The sequence below is a fragment of the Cupriavidus sp. 05N39 genome (assembly GCF_056397325.1).
Genome location: NZ_JBFTNE010000016.1, coordinates 1 through 17,464, shown reverse-complemented (window position 1 = coordinate 17,464; position 17,464 = coordinate 1). Strand labels below are relative to the sequence as shown.

At 65.8% G+C, this 17,464-nt stretch carries 18 protein-coding genes and 1 pseudogene; 8 read left to right on the top strand and 11 right to left on the bottom strand.

Going from position 1 to position 17,464, the window contains the following annotated elements; all coding sequences use genetic code 11:
• Window positions 1–7: 7 nt before the first annotated feature.
• The 3 genes from AC1DN0_RS10310 to AC1DN0_RS10300 all read right to left on the bottom strand — a co-directional run bounded on the left by AC1DN0_RS10310 (window position 8) and on the right by AC1DN0_RS10300 (window position 3,040).
• Complete coding sequence (locus AC1DN0_RS10310) at window positions 8–1,183, bottom strand: CaiB/BaiF CoA transferase family protein (RefSeq protein ID WP_441632787.1); 1,176 nt, start codon at window positions 1,181–1,183, stop codon at window positions 8–10.
• A 63-nt stretch (window positions 1,184–1,246) separates the two neighbouring features.
• Complete coding sequence (locus tag AC1DN0_RS10305; RefSeq protein ID WP_441632785.1) at window positions 1,247–2,218, bottom strand: tripartite tricarboxylate transporter substrate binding protein; 972 nt, start codon at window positions 2,216–2,218, stop codon at window positions 1,247–1,249.
• 51 nt (window positions 2,219–2,269) lie between these two features.
• Complete coding sequence (locus tag AC1DN0_RS10300; RefSeq protein ID WP_441632783.1) at window positions 2,270–3,040, bottom strand: enoyl-CoA hydratase/isomerase family protein; 771 nt, start codon at window positions 3,038–3,040, stop codon at window positions 2,270–2,272.
• Window positions 3,041–3,113: 73 nt separating this feature from the next.
• Between AC1DN0_RS10300 and AC1DN0_RS10295 the strand changes: the two genes are divergently transcribed.
• The 4 genes from AC1DN0_RS10295 to AC1DN0_RS10280 all read left to right on the top strand — a co-directional run bounded on the left by AC1DN0_RS10295 (window position 3,114) and on the right by AC1DN0_RS10280 (window position 5,961).
• On the top strand, window positions 3,114–3,797 hold the full coding sequence (locus AC1DN0_RS10295; protein ID WP_441632781.1) for a GntR family transcriptional regulator: 684 nt from the start codon (window positions 3,114–3,116) through the stop codon (window positions 3,795–3,797).
• Window positions 3,798–3,949: 152 nt separating this feature from the next.
• Window positions 3,950–4,570: a flavin reductase family protein gene (locus AC1DN0_RS10290; protein ID WP_441632779.1), complete on the top strand. Its 621-nt coding sequence runs from the start codon at window positions 3,950–3,952 to the stop codon at window positions 4,568–4,570.
• A 250-nt stretch (window positions 4,571–4,820) separates the two neighbouring features.
• Window positions 4,821–5,300 (top strand): nuclear transport factor 2 family protein, encoded by a 480-nt coding sequence (locus tag AC1DN0_RS10285; RefSeq protein WP_045236768.1) that lies wholly within the window; start codon window positions 4,821–4,823, stop codon window positions 5,298–5,300.
• 100 nt (window positions 5,301–5,400) lie between these two features.
• Complete coding sequence (locus tag AC1DN0_RS10280; RefSeq protein WP_441632777.1) at window positions 5,401–5,961, top strand: TetR/AcrR family transcriptional regulator; 561 nt, start codon at window positions 5,401–5,403, stop codon at window positions 5,959–5,961.
• Between the two features lie 29 nt (window positions 5,962–5,990).
• On the opposite strand, the gene AC1DN0_RS10275 is transcribed toward AC1DN0_RS10280, so the two are convergent.
• The 5 genes from AC1DN0_RS10275 to AC1DN0_RS10255 all read right to left on the bottom strand — a co-directional run bounded on the left by AC1DN0_RS10275 (window position 5,991) and on the right by AC1DN0_RS10255 (window position 11,090).
• Window positions 5,991–6,632, bottom strand: coding sequence for a LysE family translocator (locus AC1DN0_RS10275; protein WP_441632775.1), 642 nt, complete (start codon window positions 6,630–6,632; stop codon window positions 5,991–5,993).
• Between the two features lie 102 nt (window positions 6,633–6,734).
• Window positions 6,735–7,853: an NAD(P)H-dependent flavin oxidoreductase gene (locus AC1DN0_RS10270; protein ID WP_477145691.1), complete on the bottom strand. Its 1,119-nt coding sequence runs from the start codon at window positions 7,851–7,853 to the stop codon at window positions 6,735–6,737.
• A 95-nt stretch (window positions 7,854–7,948) separates the two neighbouring features.
• On the bottom strand, window positions 7,949–9,124 hold the full coding sequence (locus AC1DN0_RS10265; protein ID WP_477102571.1) for a YbfB/YjiJ family MFS transporter: 1,176 nt from the start codon (window positions 9,122–9,124) through the stop codon (window positions 7,949–7,951).
• Window positions 9,117–10,001 (bottom strand): LysR family transcriptional regulator, encoded by an 885-nt coding sequence (locus AC1DN0_RS10260; RefSeq protein ID WP_441632769.1) that lies wholly within the window; start codon window positions 9,999–10,001, stop codon window positions 9,117–9,119. The genes AC1DN0_RS10265 and AC1DN0_RS10260 overlap by 8 nt, the downstream gene beginning before the upstream one ends.
• Before the next feature lie 147 nt (window positions 10,002–10,148).
• Window positions 10,149–11,090: a LysR family transcriptional regulator gene (locus tag AC1DN0_RS10255; RefSeq protein ID WP_477145690.1), complete on the bottom strand. Its 942-nt coding sequence runs from the start codon at window positions 11,088–11,090 to the stop codon at window positions 10,149–10,151.
• A 142-nt stretch (window positions 11,091–11,232) separates the two neighbouring features.
• Between AC1DN0_RS10255 and AC1DN0_RS10250 the strand changes: the two genes are divergently transcribed.
• On the top strand, window positions 11,233–12,024 hold the full coding sequence (locus tag AC1DN0_RS10250) for a carboxymuconolactone decarboxylase family protein (protein ID WP_441632765.1): 792 nt from the start codon (window positions 11,233–11,235) through the stop codon (window positions 12,022–12,024).
• A gap of 54 nt (window positions 12,025–12,078) precedes the next feature.
• On the opposite strand, the gene AC1DN0_RS10245 is transcribed toward AC1DN0_RS10250, so the two are convergent.
• Window positions 12,079–12,381 carry a CppA family protein gene (locus tag AC1DN0_RS10245; RefSeq protein WP_045236827.1) on the bottom strand — a complete coding sequence of 101 codons (303 nt, stop codon included), beginning with the start codon at window positions 12,379–12,381 and terminating at the stop codon, window positions 12,079–12,081.
• A gap of 79 nt (window positions 12,382–12,460) precedes the next feature.
• Here AC1DN0_RS10245 and AC1DN0_RS10240 point away from each other — a divergent pair, with 79 nt between their 5' ends.
• Window positions 12,461–12,592, top strand: a complete 132-nt coding sequence (locus AC1DN0_RS10240) for a hypothetical protein (protein ID WP_441632763.1) — start codon at window positions 12,461–12,463, stop codon at window positions 12,590–12,592.
• A 400-nt stretch (window positions 12,593–12,992) separates the two neighbouring features.
• Here AC1DN0_RS10240 and AC1DN0_RS10235 read toward each other — a convergent pair.
• Together AC1DN0_RS10235 and ppk1 are read right to left on the bottom strand one after the other, a co-directional pair.
• Window positions 12,993–13,158 (bottom strand): annotated as a pseudogene (locus AC1DN0_RS10235) (helix-turn-helix domain-containing protein); the annotation flags it as partial.
• Between the two features lie 192 nt (window positions 13,159–13,350).
• Complete coding sequence (gene ppk1, locus AC1DN0_RS10230) at window positions 13,351–15,543, bottom strand: polyphosphate kinase 1 (RefSeq protein WP_441632761.1); 2,193 nt, start codon at window positions 15,541–15,543, stop codon at window positions 13,351–13,353.
• 274 nt (window positions 15,544–15,817) lie between these two features.
• Here ppk1 and AC1DN0_RS10225 point away from each other — a divergent pair, with 274 nt between their 5' ends.
• Window positions 15,818–16,468, top strand: coding sequence for a DsbA family protein (locus AC1DN0_RS10225; RefSeq protein WP_441632759.1), 651 nt, complete (start codon window positions 15,818–15,820; stop codon window positions 16,466–16,468).
• Window positions 16,469–16,886: 418 nt separating this feature from the next.
• A complete protein-coding gene (locus tag AC1DN0_RS10220) occupies window positions 16,887–17,072 on the top strand; it encodes a hypothetical protein (RefSeq protein ID WP_045236777.1) in 186 nt (61 codons plus the stop codon).
• The last annotated feature ends 392 nt before the right edge of the window (window positions 17,073–17,464 follow it).

The following is a 17,464-nucleotide window of genomic DNA, read 5'->3' as shown; positions in this document are numbered from 1 at the left end:
TCGCGTTTCAGCCTACCTCGACATGCTGGCCAAACTCCTCCAGCAGGCTTGCACGATGCTCGTCCAGCCTGGGCGAGTGCCGGAAGCGGCTCGCGCCTGCCTGGCTGCCGATCTTGATCGGGTTGCCGGCCAGGGTGATCGGGCGGTCCTCGCCGATGCTGGCTTGCAGCAGCATGCCGCGCGCTTGCACGTGTGGGTCCTGCACGATGTCGGCCACGCTTTGCAGCGGGCCGTGCGGCACGCCGGCGCCTTCCAGCGTGGCCGACCAGGTGGCGCTGTCCGCATTGGCCAGGCGCGCTTCCATGCAAGTCTTGAGTTCGGCGTGGTGCTGGTTGCGCGCCACCACGGTGGCAAAGCGCGGGTCGGCAGCCAGTTCCGGCAGGCCGAGCGCGGCGCAGAGTTTCTGGAACAGGGCGTCGTTGCCCGCCGCAATCACGATGAAGCCATCGGCGGTCTTGAACATGTCGAACGGCGTGATGGAGGGGTGGCGCGTGCCCAGCGGCGCGGGCACGACGCCGGTGGCGGAGTGGCGCGCGATGGCGTTTTCCAGCAGCGCGACCTGGCAGTCGAGCATGCCGATATCGACACGCTCGCCAAGCCCTGTGCGGCTGCGCTTGAGCAGCGCGGACTGAATGCCGATGGCGGCATACAGCCCGGCACCCAGGTCGCCGATGGATACGCCGACCCGCACCGGGTCGCCGCCGGTCTGGCCGGTCACGCTCATCAGGCCGCCCATCGCCTGCACCACCATGTCGTAGGCGGGGCGGTCGCGGTATGGGCCGGTCTGGCCGAAGCCCGAGATCGAGGCATAGACCAGCCGCGGGTTAGCCGCATGCAGGGCCTCCCAGGTAAAGCCGAGTTTTTCCATCACGCCGGCGCGGAAATTTTCCACCAGCACGTCGGCGCTGGCGATCATGGCCGCCAGCACTTCGCGATCGCGCGGGGATTTCAGGTCGAGCGCGATGGATTCCTTGTTGCGGTTGACCGAGGCGAAGTACGCCGACTCGCCATCCACGAACGGGCCTACATGCCGGGAGTCGTCACCGCCTGCCGGGTTCTCGATCTTGATCACGCGCGCGCCGAGGTCGGCCAGCATCATGGTGCAGTAGGGACCGGCCAGCACGCGGGTCAGGTCCACCACGGTGTAGCCCGCGAGCGGGAGGTCTGCGGCATTGCGATTCATGGAAATCCTTTTTGGGCCGGGAGGCCCCGGGTACATCGAACGAGTGGGGGGAGGGCGTGCGGCTCAGTCGATCCTGGCGCCGCTGCTCAGCGTCAGGTCTGCCACGGTCTTGCCTTCGCGCTGCGCGAACTGGCGGAACTCCGCGGGCGATGCGGACGGCGAGACTTCCTCGCCGCGGCCGGCCAGCCTCGCCCGCAATTCCGGCTTGGCCAGGGCCTTGGCCGAAGCGGCGAAGAGTTTCTCGATCACGGCGGGCGGTGTTTGCGCCGGGGCAAATAGGCCATACCAGTTGGTCACGTCGTAGCCCTTGATGCCGGCTTCGGCGATGGTCGGGTAGTTCGGCAGCACCGTCGAACGCCTGGCTGAAGTCACGGCGATGCCGATCACCTTGCCGGTGTCGATCATGGCTTGCACGGAGGCCGGCGTGGCGAAGGTGAGTTGCGCGTCGCCGCCGGCTACCGCCTGCGCGGAGGGCGCGCCGCCCTTGTACGGCACGTGGGTGAGTTGTACATCCGCCAGCCTGGTGAATTGCACGCCGGCCAGATGCGTGATCACGCCGTTGCCTGAAGAGGAGTAGTTGAGCGTGCCGGGATGCTGGCGGGCTTTCGCCACCAGGTCGGCAACGCTGCTGATCCCGGATGCCTTATTGGCCGCGAGCAGCAGTGGCGAGACCGTCAGGCGCGTGATGGGCGCGAAATCCGTGGGCTCATAGCGAATGTTCTTGTACAGCACCTTGTCGCCGCCCATCAAGCTGGCGCCGGCGATGTACAACGTGTAGCCATCGGCGGGCGCTTTGGCCACGGTCTCGGCGGCAATGGTGGTGCCGGCGCCGGGCTTGTTGTCGACGATGACCGGCTGCCCCAGTTCCTTCGACAGGGCGTCTCCATACAGCCGCGCCACATTGTCGGCTCCGCCGCCGGCAGGGAAGCCGATCACCAGGCGGATGGGCTTGGATGGGAAGGCGTCCGCCGCCAGCGCGGGGCCGGCCAGTGCGGATGCAAGCAGGAACAGCAGGGTTGGGTGTCGCTTGGTCATCGTTGTCTCCTGATTCTGTGTTTTGTGTTGATCGTGCCGGACTCTGCGCGCCTACCTGCCGCTGAACACCGCGGCGCGCTTCTCGCGCCAGGCGGCTGCGCCCTCGCGTAGATCTGCCGACTCTCCGGCCCGCGCGATCTCGCGTTCCAGCGCGGCCGTGTCCAGCGTGCCGCGCGCGATCTGGTTCAGGGCCTGCTTCATCCCCAGCAGGGCGATGGGTGCCATGCCGGCGAGCGTGGCGCTGAGCGCATCCACGCGCTGCGCGAGGGCGTCGGCGTCGGCCGCGACGATCTCGGTCAGGAAGCCCACCTTGAGCATTTCAGCCGCATCGAGCCGGTCGGCCGTCAGGAAGAGGCGCTTGGCGGTGTCCACGCCCAGGCGGCTGACATAGCGCTCCAGTCCGCCCCGGTAGAAATGCAGGCCGAGCCTGGCCGCCGGCATGAACATGTCGCAGTGGGGTGCCCCCACGCGGAAGTCRCAGGCCAGGCAGAGATCCGTGGCGCCGCCATAGACGCCGCCGTTGACCGCCGCGATGGTGACCGGGCGAGCGGCTTCGATCAGGTCGATCATCTCGCCGAAGGCCGGCGCCCCCGCCTCGTCGGCATTGGCCAGCGCGCCGATGTCGTAGCCGCTGCAGAAATACTTGCCGGTGCCGGTGAAGCGCAGTACCAAAACAGTCTCCATCGCATTGACGGAGTTGATATGCTCGCGAAGTACCTGCAAATCACGCGGGCTTAGCCGGTTCGCTACTTCGGGACGCTCGAAGGTGATGGTTGCAACGCTTCCATCGATGCTGAGGCGGGGTTCGCCGTGTTTTTGCATATGAGATTGATGTTTAGATATATTGAAGATAATTTTAGATATGCCCAAAGAGCCTTCAAATCGAGGTTTACCCGTGCAATCGCTCCAGGATCGGATCCGGGAGGCCATTGAGGAAGAAATTCACGCCGGCAAACTGAAGCCCGGATCGCAACTGGACGAGCGCGCGCTGGCCGAGCAATTCGACAGTTCGCGTACGCCGGTGCGGGAGGCATTGCTGATGCTTGCGGCGCAAGGCCTGGTGACGATCGTGCCGCGCGCGGGGATCTTCGTGCACAAGCCGACCGTGGCTGAACTGGTGGCGATGTTCGAGACGCTGGCCGAGATGGAGGGCGTGGCGGCGCGGCTGGCAACGCAGCGCATCACCGAGGCGGGCAGGGCGGCGCTGTCGTCGGCGTTCGAGCATTGCCGGGCCTTCGTGGAGGCGGCCGATACGCCGGGCTATGTGGATGCCAACCGCGATTTCCACGATGTGCTCTATCAGGCAACAGCCAACCCGTACCTCGCAGAGCAGATTCGCATGCTGCGGCGGCGGCTGGCGATCTACTGGCGCCATCGCGGACTCATCAACCCCGCTCGCGTGCCGAGTTCCTTCCAGGAGCATGGCGTGATCGTGGCGGCGGTGCTGGCGGGCGACGCGGACGCGGCGGCTGACGCGATGCGCGCGCATCTTTCGGCGGGCGGCAAGGCCGTCGCCGATCTGGTGCTGCTGGCGCAGGACGCTTATGACGAGCCAGCCGCCGGCGCGGGAGGGCGCTGAGGCAATCGCGCCGCGCCGAACGCGCGTGCACGGCAACTGGTAGCATCGCAGTCAGCTTGTCCGGCGCCCACGGGTGCCCGATAACCCCTGGATGAAGGAGGCTGCGCCGCTGCCTCCGTTTTTCAACGCTGTTTCCCTGAGTCTCCCGCCTCGTGTCCGCCGATACCTATTTCTACGAGCCTGCCAACGGGCATGGCCTGCCGCACGATCCCTTCAATGCCATCGTCGGGCCGCGACCGATCGGCTGGATCTCCTCGCGCGGTGCCGATGGCATTGTCAACCTGGCGCCCTATAGCTTTTTCAACGCCTTCAACTACACGCCGCCCATCGTGGGTTTTTCCAGCATTGGCTACAAGGACAGCGTGCGCAATATCGAGCAGACCGGCGAGTTTTGCTGGAACCTCGCCACGCGGCCGCTGGCGGAGGCAATGAACGCGAGTTGCGCCGCCGTGCCGCCGGAGGTCGACGAGTTCGTGCTGTCCGGCCTCACGCCCGTGGCATCGCGCGCGATTGCCGTGCCGCGCGTGGCGGAAAGCCCGGTCTCGTTCGAATGCAGGCTCACGCAACTGATCCAGCTCGAAGGCGTCAACGGCGAGAAGGTGCCGACCTGGCTGGTGCTGGGCGAGGTGGTGGGCGTGCATGTCGACAAGGCACTGCTGAAGGACGGCATTTATGACACCGCCGCTGCCCGGCCGATCCTGCGCGGTGGCGGCCCCGCCGATTACTTCGAGATCGGGCCCGAGGCACTGTTCCACATGCGGCGCCCGCGCTGAGCGCTGAAGGCGCTGCCGCCCGAGGTCCCTGCCGGCTGATCGCCGGCTTTTTTACGCCTGTGAAATCCACCTTGACAGACAGACCTGTCTACACAAATAATGTAGACAGGTCTGTATCATTCTATCCGTTCCCGATGGGTCGCGCGAACCCGCCGGGCCGTGAAGGATGTGCTGCGGACCCGCTTTCCGATTCCTAAAATCCGTCGCTGCCATTCCGGCCGCCGGGTTCTTTCACAGCCAGGAGCAACCGATGTCGTCCAACCCCGAAGTCCGTCCCCCCTTGCCCCCGTTCACCCGTGAAACCGCCATCCAGAAAGTGCGCGGCGCCGAAGACGGCTGGAACAGCCGCGACCCCGAGCGCGTGGCGCTCGCCTATACCGTCGACAGCGCCTGGCGCAACCGTGCCGAGTTCGTCAACGGCCGGGAGGCCATCGTCGCCATGCTCACGCGCAAATGGCAGAAGGAGCTGGACTATCGCCTGATCAAGGAGTTGTGGGCCTTCGACGGCAACCGCATCGCAGTGCGCTTTGCCTACGAATGGCACGATGATTCCGGCAACTGGTATCGCTCCTATGGCAACGAGAACTGGGAGTTCAACGAGGCCGGCCTGATGCAGCGGCGTTTTGCCTGCATCAACGACGCGCCGATCAAGGAGGCCGACCGCAAGTTCTTCTGGCCCCTGGGCCGGCGCCCCGACGATCACCCGAGCCTGAGCGATCTCGGCTTGTAAGGCGCACGGCCTGCCGCGGCGGCGCTTGCCGTACGCGACAGGCCGAAGCTTGATCAGGGATAATCCGCCCAACTTTGCACATCCAAGGAAACTTTCAGCCATGGCCACGCCTTCCGCCCGCGAGCGCATCCTGGATACCGCGGCCCGCCTGTTCTACCAGGATGGCCTGCGCGCCACCGGCATCGACAAGATCATTGCAGAATCCGGCGTGGCCAAGATGTCGCTATACCGGCATTTCGCCTCGAAAAACGAACTGATCTCCGCCTTCCTGGATCGTCGCCACGACAGCTGGATGGCATGGTTCGAGCAGGACGTGGAAGCGCGCTTCGCCGCCACGCCGGGGCTGGAAGTCATTGCCGATGCGCTGGCCGACTGGTTCACCGACGGAGAATTTCGCGGCTGCGCCTTTATCAATGCGGTGGCCGAAGCGGGGGCCTCAGGCGAGGGCACGCAGATCGAGCAATCGGTGGCGCACAAGGCGGCGCTCGCCGCGTTTATCGGCATGCTGGTCAGGCGGCTCGGCCTGCCGGAGCCCGAAGCGATTACCGAAGAGGCGATGCTTTGCGTGGAGGGCATGATCGTGCGCTACCAGATGACGGCCGATCCTGGTGTCGTCGATGCCGGGCGCCGCCTGCTGCGCCGCCTCCAGCAAGTGCACTGAAAGCCAGCGCCGGCCAGTTGACGACCGGACTATTGCCGCAGCGAGGTGATCAGCCGGATGCCGAGCAGCGCCATCACGCCGCCGGCGGCGCGGTCGAGCCAGAGCTTGAAGCGCAGGTAGAAGGCGCGCGGCGCCGCCGACGACAACGCCACCGCCACGATGGCGTACCAGCCGGCCTCGATCGCAAAGACCATCACCGGCAGCGCGAGCAGCAGGGACGCCGGCACCTCGGCCGGCAGCAACGCGGCAAAGACGCTGGCGTAGACGACTGCCGTCTTGGGGTTGCTCAGTTGCGTGGCGAATCCGCTCAGCAGGGCGCGGCCGCGTCCCGGCGCTTGTGCGCCGTTGGCGGCCTGCGAACCGGCAGCCATCGCAAGGGGCTCGCTGGCGCCRCGCCAGATGCGCGCGCCCAGGTAGACAAGATAAAGGCCGCCGCCCACCTTCATCGCCATGTAGAGCCACGGCACCGCCGCCAGCAGGAGCTTGAGCCCGAGCAGCGCGGCCGCGGCAAACACCACGCCGCCCAGCCCCATGCCAAGCGCCATGTGGAGCGCATCCGCGCGCGAACGGGCAATGGCGGCACGGGCCACCATGACGAAGCTCGGGCCGGGGCTGACAGCGCCAAGCGCCAGTGCGCCGCCAATGGCCAGTGTCGATGTGAATGCGTCCATGCGTCTGTCTTGTCGGGAAGGGATGGGAGCTGCGCCGCGGGCCGGCACGATGCCGATGCGCCATGTTAGCAGCAAGACGCCCGCCCTCAGCGTTCCTCCCGTTCAGTCGCCGCCGGACGCCATCCGGCTCAGCCCTCCAATGGCCTCCGCCAGTTCCGCGCGCAGTACCGCCATCAGTTCGGTTGCCGGCAAGGCGCGCGACAGTTGCGCGGCCTGGCCGGCCCATTGCGCCGCAAACTCGGCATTGCCGCATGCCTTGGCAGCCGCGTGCAGCGCCTTGCCGGCATCGTAGGTGATGGGGTAATCGGGAATCGGCGGGCAGTCCGGCGCCTCGCCCAGTTTGGTGAGGCGGTTCACGAAGCCGCGCGCTCGGCGGCCGGAGATGGAGCGGGTCAGCGTCGTGGGGGACGGCTCGCTTGCCAGCAGCGCGGCCCGGTAAGGCGCGTCGGCCGCGGTTTCCGGGGCGACGACGAATGCCGTGCCCAGTTGCGCTGCCTGCGCACCCAGAGCCAGCGCGGCGGCAATGCCGGCGCCGTCCATGATGCCGCCGGCGGCGACCACCGGCAGGGCAGTGTTGCGGACCAGAAGGCGCACCAGGGCCATGGTGCCAAGCCCTTCGTCATGCCCCTCGGTCTTGAACGTGCCACGGTGGCCGCCAGCTTCCACGCCCTGCGCCACGATAGCGTCGATGCGCGCATCGGCGATCTGCCGCGCTTCGGCGAGATGGGTGGCCGTGGCCATCAGGAAGATGCCGGCCTCATGCAGTGCGTCGATCCAGGCCTGAGCCGGCAAGCCGAAATGGAAACTCACCACCGCCGGCCGCTCCTCCAGCAGCATCGCGTACATGGCGTCGTCGGCAACAAAGCTCTTGTAGATCTCGCGCAGCGATGCCGGCGGCGTGGCGCCGAACTCGGCGAAGCTCGGCGCCAGGTAGGCCAGCCATTGCGCTTCGCGTGCAGGATTGGCGACGGCGGGAGCGTGGCAGAACAGGTTGACGTTGAACGGCTTGTCCGTCAGTGCGCGGGTCTCGCGGATGGCCTTGCGGGCGCCGTCGGCATCCGTGGCGCCGACGCCAAGCGAGYCGAGGCCACCGGCATTCGATACCGCCGCGGCCAGCGCCGGCGTGCCAACGCCGGCCATCGGTGCCTGGATGATGGGGGTAGCGATGCCGAGCCGGGCTAGCAGCGTGCGTGGCTGCGTGGCTTGGGTGGGGGTGTTCATTTGCAGGCTCCTTCTAGAGAGGTTGGATCTGTGCGGTGTGCGCTCAGGCTACGCGTGGAGGTAGCCAGCGGAGCGGGTATGCAATGGCATGGCCTTCAGAGAAAGCACGCGGCGGTCGAGGCCAGCAATGCGACCGCGGCAGCGGCAAGGGGGCCGCTGAAGCTATGGCTGTGCGCCATCAGCGCATCGGACACCAGCGGGCCGGCGATCTGGCCCACGCCATAGGCAGCGGTCATGATGGCCAGCAGGTTGAACTTCACGCGATGGGCCACGCGTTTTGCCGCCGGCATGGCGATGGTCACCGTGCCCACGAAGGTGCCGCCCACCAGCAGGGCGCTGGCCAGGTAGGCCACCGGCGAATGGCTGAGCGCGGGCAGGATCACGCCCGCTGCCTGCACCAGCAGGTTGAGCGCGAGCGCGCGCCGCGTGCCAAGGCGGCCGTGCAGCGCATGCCAGAGAAAACAGGAAGGTGCCGCGCCAAGGCCGAAGGCGGCCCAGATATGGATCGGGTCGATGTGACCGAGCGCATCGCGCACGAACAGCGGCAGGTAGGTGGCGGTGACGATATAGCCGAATCCCGCGAGACCGTAGCTGACGACGAGCGGCCATGGCCCGGGGCCGTTGGCATGGGCCAGGGCAGCGCCGGCCCCGGCGGCATCGGGCACCGCCGGGCGGTGGCTGCCAAGCTGTGGCCAGGCCAGCAAGGCCAGTACGGCGGCACCGCCGCCAATCGCAATCCACAGCAACGGGCTATGCCAGCCGGCGAGGTTGCCGGCGGCGATCAGTTCGGCGGAGAGCAGGATGCCGGCGCCGACGCCCGAGAACAACAGCGGTGCGCCATGCGGATGGCCGACCACATGGAACAGCCAGACGGAGGCGCTGATCAGTGCGATCGCGCTGAGAACGCCGGCCAGGAAGCGCACCGCGATAAAGAACCACGGCGCGGCGGGCAGTGCCAGCACCAGCAGGCATACGGCCGTACCGAGCAGGGCGATGCGGCAGAGTTGCGGTGCCGCGCGTTCCGGCATGCGGGTGACGGCAAGGGCGCCGGCCAGGTAGCCCGCATAGTTCGCGGATGCCGCCAGCGAGCCGGCGCTGACGCTCAGCAAGCCGTCGCGCACCATCAGCGGATACATGCCGGTGAAGGCGAAACGCCCGAAGCCCATGCCGACCGCAAGCACCAGCGCGGCGGCAAGCGATGGCATCCACGGCGCCATCCTCTGGCGCAGGGCGGCGTCCCCGCTCGCGGGGACCGGCTGGATCCTAGCCATGCTGCAACTCCTGCAAGAAGGCCGCGTAAGCCGAGGTCATGAAGCCCGTACGGCGCACCAGGAAGGTGTGCGCCGTACGTACCGGCACGGTCTGCAGGTTCGCCGCGCCGGGGTGGAGCGCCAGCAGCGATCTTGGCAGGATGGCCACTGCCGATCCCGCCGTCACGCAGGCAAGGATGGCGTGGTACGAAGCCAGTTCCAGCACATTCAGCGCCAGCTGCGGGCCTTTGCCGCTGGCAAGCCAGGCTTCGGCGCACATGCGATAGGTGCAGCCACGCGCGAACGTGGCCAGGCTGCGCAGGGTGATGTCTTGTGGCGTGCGCACCGGCGGATGGCTGGGCGGCAGCACCAGCAGGAGTTCTTCGGAAAACAGGAAGGTGCCTTCCAGGCCGGGGCCGAGTACGTCCATGTCGAGTGCATCCGGCGCGCCTTCCGACGGATGGGCCACCAAGGCGCAATCGATGCGATGCGCCAGCAGGGAATCGACCAGGGCCTGCGTGGTGCCGGTCTGGATCTCGATTCGCACATCCGGCCACTTGCCGTGGTAGCGCGCCAGTGGCCGGGGCAGGCGGCTGGCGGCCGAGCTTTCCATGGAGCCCACGCGCAGCGTGCCGGAGGGCACATCGCCGCGCATCGATTGCCGGGCTTCCTCGGCGAGCGCCAGCAGCCGCTCGGTATAGCCCAGGAAACGCTGGCCCTCGGGCGTCAGCGTCATGCGCTTGCTGTCGCGCAGGAACAAGGCGACGCCCAGTTCCTCCTCAAGCTGCTTGACGCGGGTGGTCACGTTCGATTGCACGCGGTCCAGGGCCTTGGCGGCCCGGGTCACGCTTTCCTCCAGCGCAACGGCCCGGAAGATCTCAAGTTCGGCCAGATCCACGGCAATCCTTTCACTAAGTTTGTTCTCAAAAAGAGAATGTATTCAGGATAACTATCATTGATGGGGATGAATAAGTCAAGAAATCCATGATGCTGGCAGGGTGGACGCGTCGGGAAGGTCCCGAGGGCTGGCGGCCAGCCTTGGCGCTCAGCGGCGCGTGGCCGGGCGCTTGCGGCCTGGGGAGGCAGCCGGCGCAGGACGGTAGCGGGCGCGCAGGGTTTCCAGGAGCAGCGGCAGCGCGGGGGCCGGATTGCTGGCGGCATAGACCACGGCCACGCCGATCCGCAGGTCTGCCTGCTCCTTGAGTTCCTTGTAGACCACACCGGYGCGCGCCATCGCCTGCAGCGAGGAAGGCACCAGCGCCACGCCCTGCCCATCGGCGATCAGGCCCAGCAGCACATGGTGGTCCGCCGGTTCCTGCACTCGCTGCGGTGCATAGTCCAGCGCGCGGAAGACGGCCTCGTAGTGGTCGAAGTAGGCGGGATTCAGCCGCCGCTGGCCCCAGAACAACGGATCGGCTTGCAGTTCCGGCAGTGAGATGCGCTTGCGCCTGGCGAGCCGGTGCGCGGCCGGCAACGCCACCACCAGCGGGTCGTCGAACAAGTGTTCCACCGCCAGTTCGCCGGTGGCGGACGGCAGGCCGATCAGCGCCGCGTCGAGCGCGCCACGGCGCAGGTCGGCAATCGATTGCTGCGATATCTGGCGTTTCTGCAGCAGCCTGATCTCCGGCGCCTGTGCCTGCAATGCCGGCGCGAGCCAGGTGAACAGGGCGGCATCGAACACGGTGGTGATGCCCAGCCGCAGGCCGTGGTTGCGCGTGGCGCGCTGCCGGGCTCGGGCGAGCAGGGCATCGGCGCTGGCGAGCAGCTCGCGCGCCTCGGGCAGCAGGCGGCTGCCCGCGGGCGTCAGTGCTACGCCATTGCGATCCCGCTCGAACAGGCGCGCACCGATGGTTTCCTCCAGCGCCTGGATCTGCCGCGTCAGCGGAGGCTGCGTGATCGACAGCCGTTCCGCCGCGCGGCGAAAGCTCAGTTCGTCCGCGACGGCCACGAAATAGTTCAACTGCCAGAGTTCCAGGCGGCTTTGCATCGGATGTCCTTGTGATACGCCAAAGGTATCACGCCGAAGGCATTGGCGGCGCGCGAACGCGCTCGCTAAGCTTGCCTCACTGTCCTGCCGACGGCACCGCGCCGCCAGGACCTCCCGATGCGAATCAAAAAAAGGAAACCGCATGAATACGCAGACCATGACACTTGGCCGCGCCCAACTTTCCGCCATCGAACAGACGGACGAGCCGTCCCTGGTCGAAGCCTTGCGTGACATCGCCCCTGACCTGGCCAGCCTGGCGATCGGTTTCGTCTACGGCGAGATCTACCCGCGCCCAGGACTCGACCGGAGGCACCGGCAACTCGTCACCGTCGCGGCGCTTGCGGCCATGGGCGGGCTTGAGCCACAGCTCAGGTTCCATCTGGCCGGGGCGCTGCATGCCGGTTGCACGCCGGTCGAACTGGTCGAACTGATGAATCATCTCGTGGTGTATGCCGGGTTTCCCGCGGCGCTCAACGGCATCGCCGCCGCAAGGGAAGTCTTCGCGAAGCAGGGCGTTGCCGTGAATACCGGCACTCCCGCGCCGGACCAGGGCGGATCGCGCTTCGAGGCGGGGCTTGCCCGCTTGCGCGAGATCGACGGCGAAGTGGGGGAGCGCGTGCTTGCCTCGCTCGAGGACATTGCGCCCGACCTCGGTCGTTTCATCATCGAGTTTGCCTTCGGCGATATCTATACCCGGCCCGGCCTCGACCTGGTCTCGCGGGAACTGGTGACCGTGGCCGCGCTGGCAGCCATTGGCTCGGCCACGCCACAGCTCAAGGTGCATATGCACGGCTTGCTGAACGTGGGTGGCTCGCGTGAGCAAATGGTGGAGGCCATCATTCATCTCGCGGCATATGCGGGTTTTCCACGCGCGATCAATGCCGCGCTGGCGGCCAGGGCGGTGCTGGCGGAGCGCCCGCCGGAGCGGCATTGACGGGTGAGCCGCGCTAACGCCGTGCGGGCCTCGGCACGGCCTGCTTGAACGGCTTCAACAAGCTCGGACGGACTGCGGCTGCGGGGACCGCGCCGGTGCCGGCCGCGCCAGCAGTTGCCGGATCGAGGCAAGGTAGCGGTCCCCGACCTCCCGGCTGGCGCGGCTGGACTGGGCGCGCAGCGTGCGCCGGGACGGCGGCGCGATATTCAGGCTGCGGCAGATCGTGGAGAGATACGGCTTGCGTTCTCCCGCCAGCCGCTGCGCGGCCGCTTGCACCACCGCATCGCCGACGCGGGCGCGCAGCCACGCCAGGACCTGCCTGTCGTATTCGTTCTGTACCCGGACAAGGTGTTCCATGATGGGCTCCCGTGAATACTGTTCATCCATACAGTTACTGTAAATATATACAGTAATCTGCGTTTTTCAAGGATGAGATATGGGCAGCCCGCTTCGGGCGGAGCAGATTCGCCTGGCAGAGCGCGGGGCGCGCTACAGCACCATGCAGGCAGCCGCGCTTGCGCCAGGACGTTGGGGCACCCGTGCCTGCCCGGCGGGCCGCTTCTCGTGACGGCGGCGCTGGCTAGCTTGCTGGTTCCTTTCCGGGGCCTCGCGAGGTGCGTCCGCACCCGGTTTGGGCACATGGGTGTCTCGCAGCGCCGGATGGTGTTTGTCCACCCAGCGGGCCGCCCGCCATAGCGCGAAGATGCAGGCAATCGCGTAGCTGCAGTAAATGAAGGTGAGCACAGGCACCTCGCTCCGCGCCCGTCTAGGGGCGAGTGGTTTGGGAAGGTGCGAGTATGCGCAAGATCACTATCGCAGGGATATCACTCGATTGGGGGGAGCTGGACGCAGCACTTGCCGCAAAGCCAGCCTGCTGGCCGTACCAGCGCAAATGCGGATGCCAGGCGCGACAATTGTTTGCAGTTAGCCCGGCGCGGCTGGCGGGTTTTCCATGCCTGGTCCTCCTCCGGCGGATCGGCGCGGTACTCCAGCAGGTCCCCCGGCTGGCACTGCAGCGCCTCGCAGATTTTCTCCAGCGTATCGAAACGGATACCTTTGACCTTGCCGGATTTCAGCAGGGAGAGATTGGGCATCGGTGATGCCGATGTACTGGGCGAGCTCGCGCGATTTCATGAACACTGCCACCACTACCGCCACCAACAACACCGCAGCCACCACAGTCGTCGCATGGATTGCGGCGGGCATTCTGCTTGCCGGCTGTGCGCCGACGCAGCTTGCCAGCCCGGACGCAACGGTGGTCAGGATCTCCCACAACGAGCCGGGCGGCGGATGTGACGCAGCGCGCCGGCCGGACCGGCAGCGGCATCACGCCAGTGCGACGCTCAGTGCGCTCTGGGCAGAGACCAGGTGGCGGCCACGGCGGCGGCGGTAGTTGCCATCCGAGTCCATCTCCCAGGTGTCGCGGTTGTCCTTCAGGTAGATCTTCAGGCCTTCCTCGATCACGCGCTTCTTGAGCGATTTGTCCAGCACGGGGAAGCACACTTCGATGCGCCGGAAGAAGTCCCGTTCCATCCAGTCGGCGCTGGACAACCGCACGTCCTCGGCCTTGTCGTTATAGAAGTAGAAAATCCGCGCATGTTCGAGGAACTGGCCAAGTACCGAACGCACCCGGATATTCTCCGACAGGCCGGGTATGCCGGGCCGCAAGGCGCAGCCGCCGCGCACGATGAGTTCGATCCGCACGCCGTCGCAGGATGCCTGGTAGAGCGCCTGGATGATAGTCGGGTCCATCAGGGCGTTCATCTTGGCAATGATCAGTCCCTTGCGGCCAGCCTTGGCGTGCTTGCCCTCACGGCGGATGGCGTCGAGCAATGCCGAATGCAGGGTGAACGGCGCCTGCCAGAAGTGGGTAAGCGTGCCGGGATGGCCCAGGCCGGTCAGCTGGGAGAACACGTTCGCCACATCCTCGACCATGGCTTCCTTGCACGTGAACAAGCCGAAGTCCGTGAAATTCCTGGCGGTCTGCGAGTGGTAGTTGCCTGTGGAGAGATGCGCGTAACGCCTGAGTTTTTTTCCTTCGCGCCGCACCACCATGGCCATCTTGGCATGCGACTTGTAGCCGACCACGCCGTACACCACATGGGCACCGGCTTCTTCCAGTTGCGCCGCCCAGTTGATGTTGGCCTCCTCGTCGAAGCGGGCCAGCAGTTCCACCACCACGCTGACTTCCTTGCCCCTGCGCGCGGCGCCGATCAGTGCCTGCAGCAGCGCCGAGTCGTTGCCGGCGCGGTACACAGTCTGCTTGATGGCCATCACATCGGGGTCTTCAGCGGCCTGGCGGATGAAATCCACCACCGGGGCAAACGACTGGTACGGATGGTGCAGCAGGATATCGCCGTCGCGGATGGCGCGGAACATGTCCGGCTGGCCCTGCAGCGCCTTCGGCAAGCCTGGCCGGCATGGCGGATATTTCAGGTCCTCGCGGTCCACGCTGTCGGGCACCGGCAGCAGCCGCACGAGGTTGACCGGGCCATTCACGGAAAACACCTCGGTGTCCTCCAGCCCGAACTGGTTCTGCAGGAACCTGGTCATCTCGTCGGAGCAGTTGTCCGCGACCTCAAGCCGTACCGCATCGCCGAAATGCCGCTGTGGCAGTTCGCCCTGCAGCGCATCGCGCAGGTTCTTGATTTCTTCCTCGTCGACGAACAGTTCGCTGTTGCGGGTGACCCGGAACTGGTAGCAGCCGCGCACATGCATGCCGGGAAACAGTTCGCAGACGTGGGCATGCAGGATGGAAGACAGGAACACAAAGCCGTGTTTGCAGCCGGAGATCTCTTCCGGCAGGAGGATCACGCGGGGCAGGGAGCGGGGCGCTTGTACGATGGCCGCGCCAGCCTCCCGGCCGAAGGCGTCCTTGCCTTCGAGTTCCACCGCGAAGTTCAGGCTCTTGTTGAGCACTCGCGGGAAGGGATGCGCGGGATCGAGGCCGATGGGGGTCAGCACGGGCATCAACTCGCGGAAGAAAAAGGCGCGAATCCATTCGGCCTGTTCCGGCGTCCAGTGCGGCCGGCGCAGGAAGCGGATTTCCTGCCGGTCCAGCTCGGGAATCAGCACATCATTGAACAGGTGGTATTGCTCCGCGACCAGCTTATGCGTGCGTGCGCTGACCAGCGCATAGACCTGCCGCGTGTCCAGCCCGTCCGGCCCGCTGGCGATCGCCTGCAGCTTGATCTGTTCCTTGAGGCCGGCAACGCGGATCTCGAAGAACTCGTCGAGGTTGCTGCTGAAGATGCATAGGAAGCGCAAGCGCTCCAGCAACGGGATGTCGCAATTCTCCGCCTGGGCGAGCACGCGCCGGTTGAACTCCAGCTGGCTCGCTTCTCGATTCAGGAAGAGCTGCAGCGCGTTGGCGCCGATGTTGGCGCTCGCGCTGGCAAGGAAGTCCGACGGAACGCCGCGAACATCACTTGGTGCGAGAGGGAGGGAAGGGGCGATCTCTAGTGGAGCAGCCGAGCCTTCTTCCATGATGCGCTTGAATCCTTCTTTGGAATGGGCCATCGCGCGCCGATGGCCTGTTGGATAGATATTACCGCGCCGCGCGGCGATTGAGGAGTGGAACTGTGGGCGAAACACCGCACATTTCTTCCAGTCGCCGGCGGGAATGGCAAAAGCGCATACGCAAGATTTGTTCCATGTTCTCTTCCCGTGCAGCGGAAGTGGATTGCGGCCAAGCGCGCTCACATGCATGATGGAGCCCTGCATGGCAACGCTGCAGCGCGCATTGTCCGCTTCACGCGATTCGCTACCTGGAAAGTCAAATCCTGGAATCCAAATGGAACTGATCTACGTTGCGGACCCGATGTGCTCGTGGTGTTACGGCTTCGGCAAGGAATTGTCCGCGCTGGTGGCGCGTTTCCCGGATCTGCCGCTGGGCGTGGTGGTCGGGGGCCTGCGCGCGGGGGCCACGGACATCATGGACGACGCGGCAAGGAATGTGCGCCTGCAACACTGGGCTCGGGTCGAGCAAGCCAGCGGCATGCCATTCAACCGCGAAGGCCTGCTGGCGCGCGAAGATTTCGTCTACGACACGGAGCCGGTGTGCCGGGCGGTCGTCACCGCGCGCATCCTCGCCGGGCAGGGCAACCTGCTCGCCGTATTCGATGCGCTGCAGCATGCGTTCTACATGGATGCCCTGAATACGACCGATGCCGGCGTGCTGGCCGGCATAGCATCGCAAGCGCTGACACGGCTCGGGTACGGCATCGATGCCGCTACGTTCGAGGCGGCGTGGCGCGCACCTGCGACCATCACCGAGACGCACGCGGACTTTGCCCTGGCACGTTCGTGGGGCGTCACCAGTTTCCCCACGCTGCTGTTGCGCGTTGGTAGCGAACTCCACGGCATCACGACCGGGTACGCTAGTGCCGGCATGATCGAGCACCGCCTGGCGTCCGTGCTGGAGCAATTGGCGGCGCGCGCCTGACGCAGGCCTGCCTGTCACCACCACGGTGACGCTTGGCTACGATGATCTATTGCCTGGGCGGCTGCTAATTCCCTTCTGCGCCATTCTCCACTGCCGGCGCCTGTTGCCTTGTCTATCCGGCCGCCAAGCGGAACGACCCCAAGAGCGGGCCAGTCTGGCTTGTCAGCGGGCAGGGCCCAGCAGGTTGGCCTGCGGTTCGCCGAAGTTGCCCAGCCCGGGCTCATTTCCTTCATCCGTTACAAAATACGGGTGGCAATGTCGTTTTGTGCTTTTTGAGTATCATTTTCGAGTGATGCTGGTGAAGCAGCGCCTCTGTTGGCATCTTGCATACGTACTATCACCTAATGCTGCGATGCGTCATTCCTTTTGCTATACTAGGGAAAACCCGATGAGGGTTATCCCTGAAAGGAAGAAAGCCATGAACTCGCAATCCGATATCAAGATGACCGACCAACTCGAACGCGAACTGATTGAACGCGAACTCGGTCCCCGCAGCCCGGCCTTTATCGATGACGTGAAGAGCGCCATCGCCGCCGTGCAAGACGTGTTTGGCCGCCTGCAAAGCCAGGCTCGCAAGGCAAAGATCGTTTTCGCGAACGGCTGATTGCCGAATTGCCAGAGCACCGACATCAAGAAGCGCGAATCAAGAGTAATTGCTGCTGTAGTGCACTGTAGTTAGCTATTGTTTGTTGTTGATGTGTGTAGTCTTGGTTTGACGGCTGTATCACTGCCGCTCGCGCCGCGCCCCGGCGCGCGTTGAAAAGCGAGGGCAGGCACTACGTGAAACCGGCGTGGATGTTTCCACGCGGCAAGACCGGCCAACGCGTCGCTCCATGGAGCGCAACGCTTCTTGGCCGGTTTTTTTATTTGAGGTTCATCCGACTTTCGTGTGGGTCAGCGCAGCTGGATGTAGGTTGAGACCACCGCAGTGGAAGTAGACGGCGATCTTAAAGTGGTCCGGATTGCGATAGCCGCAGGCTCGCTTCTGCACAGTGG

Excerpts from the sequence above, each read along its gene's own strand:
- AC1DN0_RS10220 (WP_045236777.1), top strand. The coding sequence starts at position 16,887 with ATGAACTCGCAATCCGATATCAAGATGACCGACCAACTCGAACGCGAA.
- AC1DN0_RS10305 (WP_441632785.1), bottom strand. The coding sequence starts at position 2,218 with ATGACCAAGCGACACCCAACCCTGCTGTTCCTGCTTGCATCCGCACTG.
- AC1DN0_RS10225 (WP_441632759.1), top strand. The coding sequence starts at position 15,818 with ATGGAACTGATCTACGTTGCGGACCCGATGTGCTCGTGGTGTTACGGC.
- AC1DN0_RS10280 (WP_441632777.1), top strand. The coding sequence starts at position 5,401 with ATGGCCACGCCTTCCGCCCGCGAGCGCATCCTGGATACCGCGGCCCGC.
- AC1DN0_RS10240 (WP_441632763.1), top strand. The coding sequence starts at position 12,461 with ATGGGCAGCCCGCTTCGGGCGGAGCAGATTCGCCTGGCAGAGCGCGGG.
- AC1DN0_RS10245 (WP_045236827.1), bottom strand. The coding sequence starts at position 12,381 with ATGGAACACCTTGTCCGGGTACAGAACGAATACGACAGGCAGGTCCTG.
- ppk1 (WP_441632761.1), bottom strand. The coding sequence starts at position 15,543 with ATGGCCCATTCCAAAGAAGGATTCAAGCGCATCATGGAAGAAGGCTCG.
- AC1DN0_RS10250 (WP_441632765.1), top strand. The coding sequence starts at position 11,233 with ATGAATACGCAGACCATGACACTTGGCCGCGCCCAACTTTCCGCCATC.
- AC1DN0_RS10285 (WP_045236768.1), top strand. The coding sequence starts at position 4,821 with ATGTCGTCCAACCCCGAAGTCCGTCCCCCCTTGCCCCCGTTCACCCGT.
- AC1DN0_RS10265 (WP_477102571.1), bottom strand. The coding sequence starts at position 9,124 with ATGGCTAGGATCCAGCCGGTCCCCGCGAGCGGGGACGCCGCCCTGCGC.
- AC1DN0_RS10310 (WP_441632787.1), bottom strand. The coding sequence starts at position 1,183 with ATGAATCGCAATGCCGCAGACCTCCCGCTCGCGGGCTACACCGTGGTG.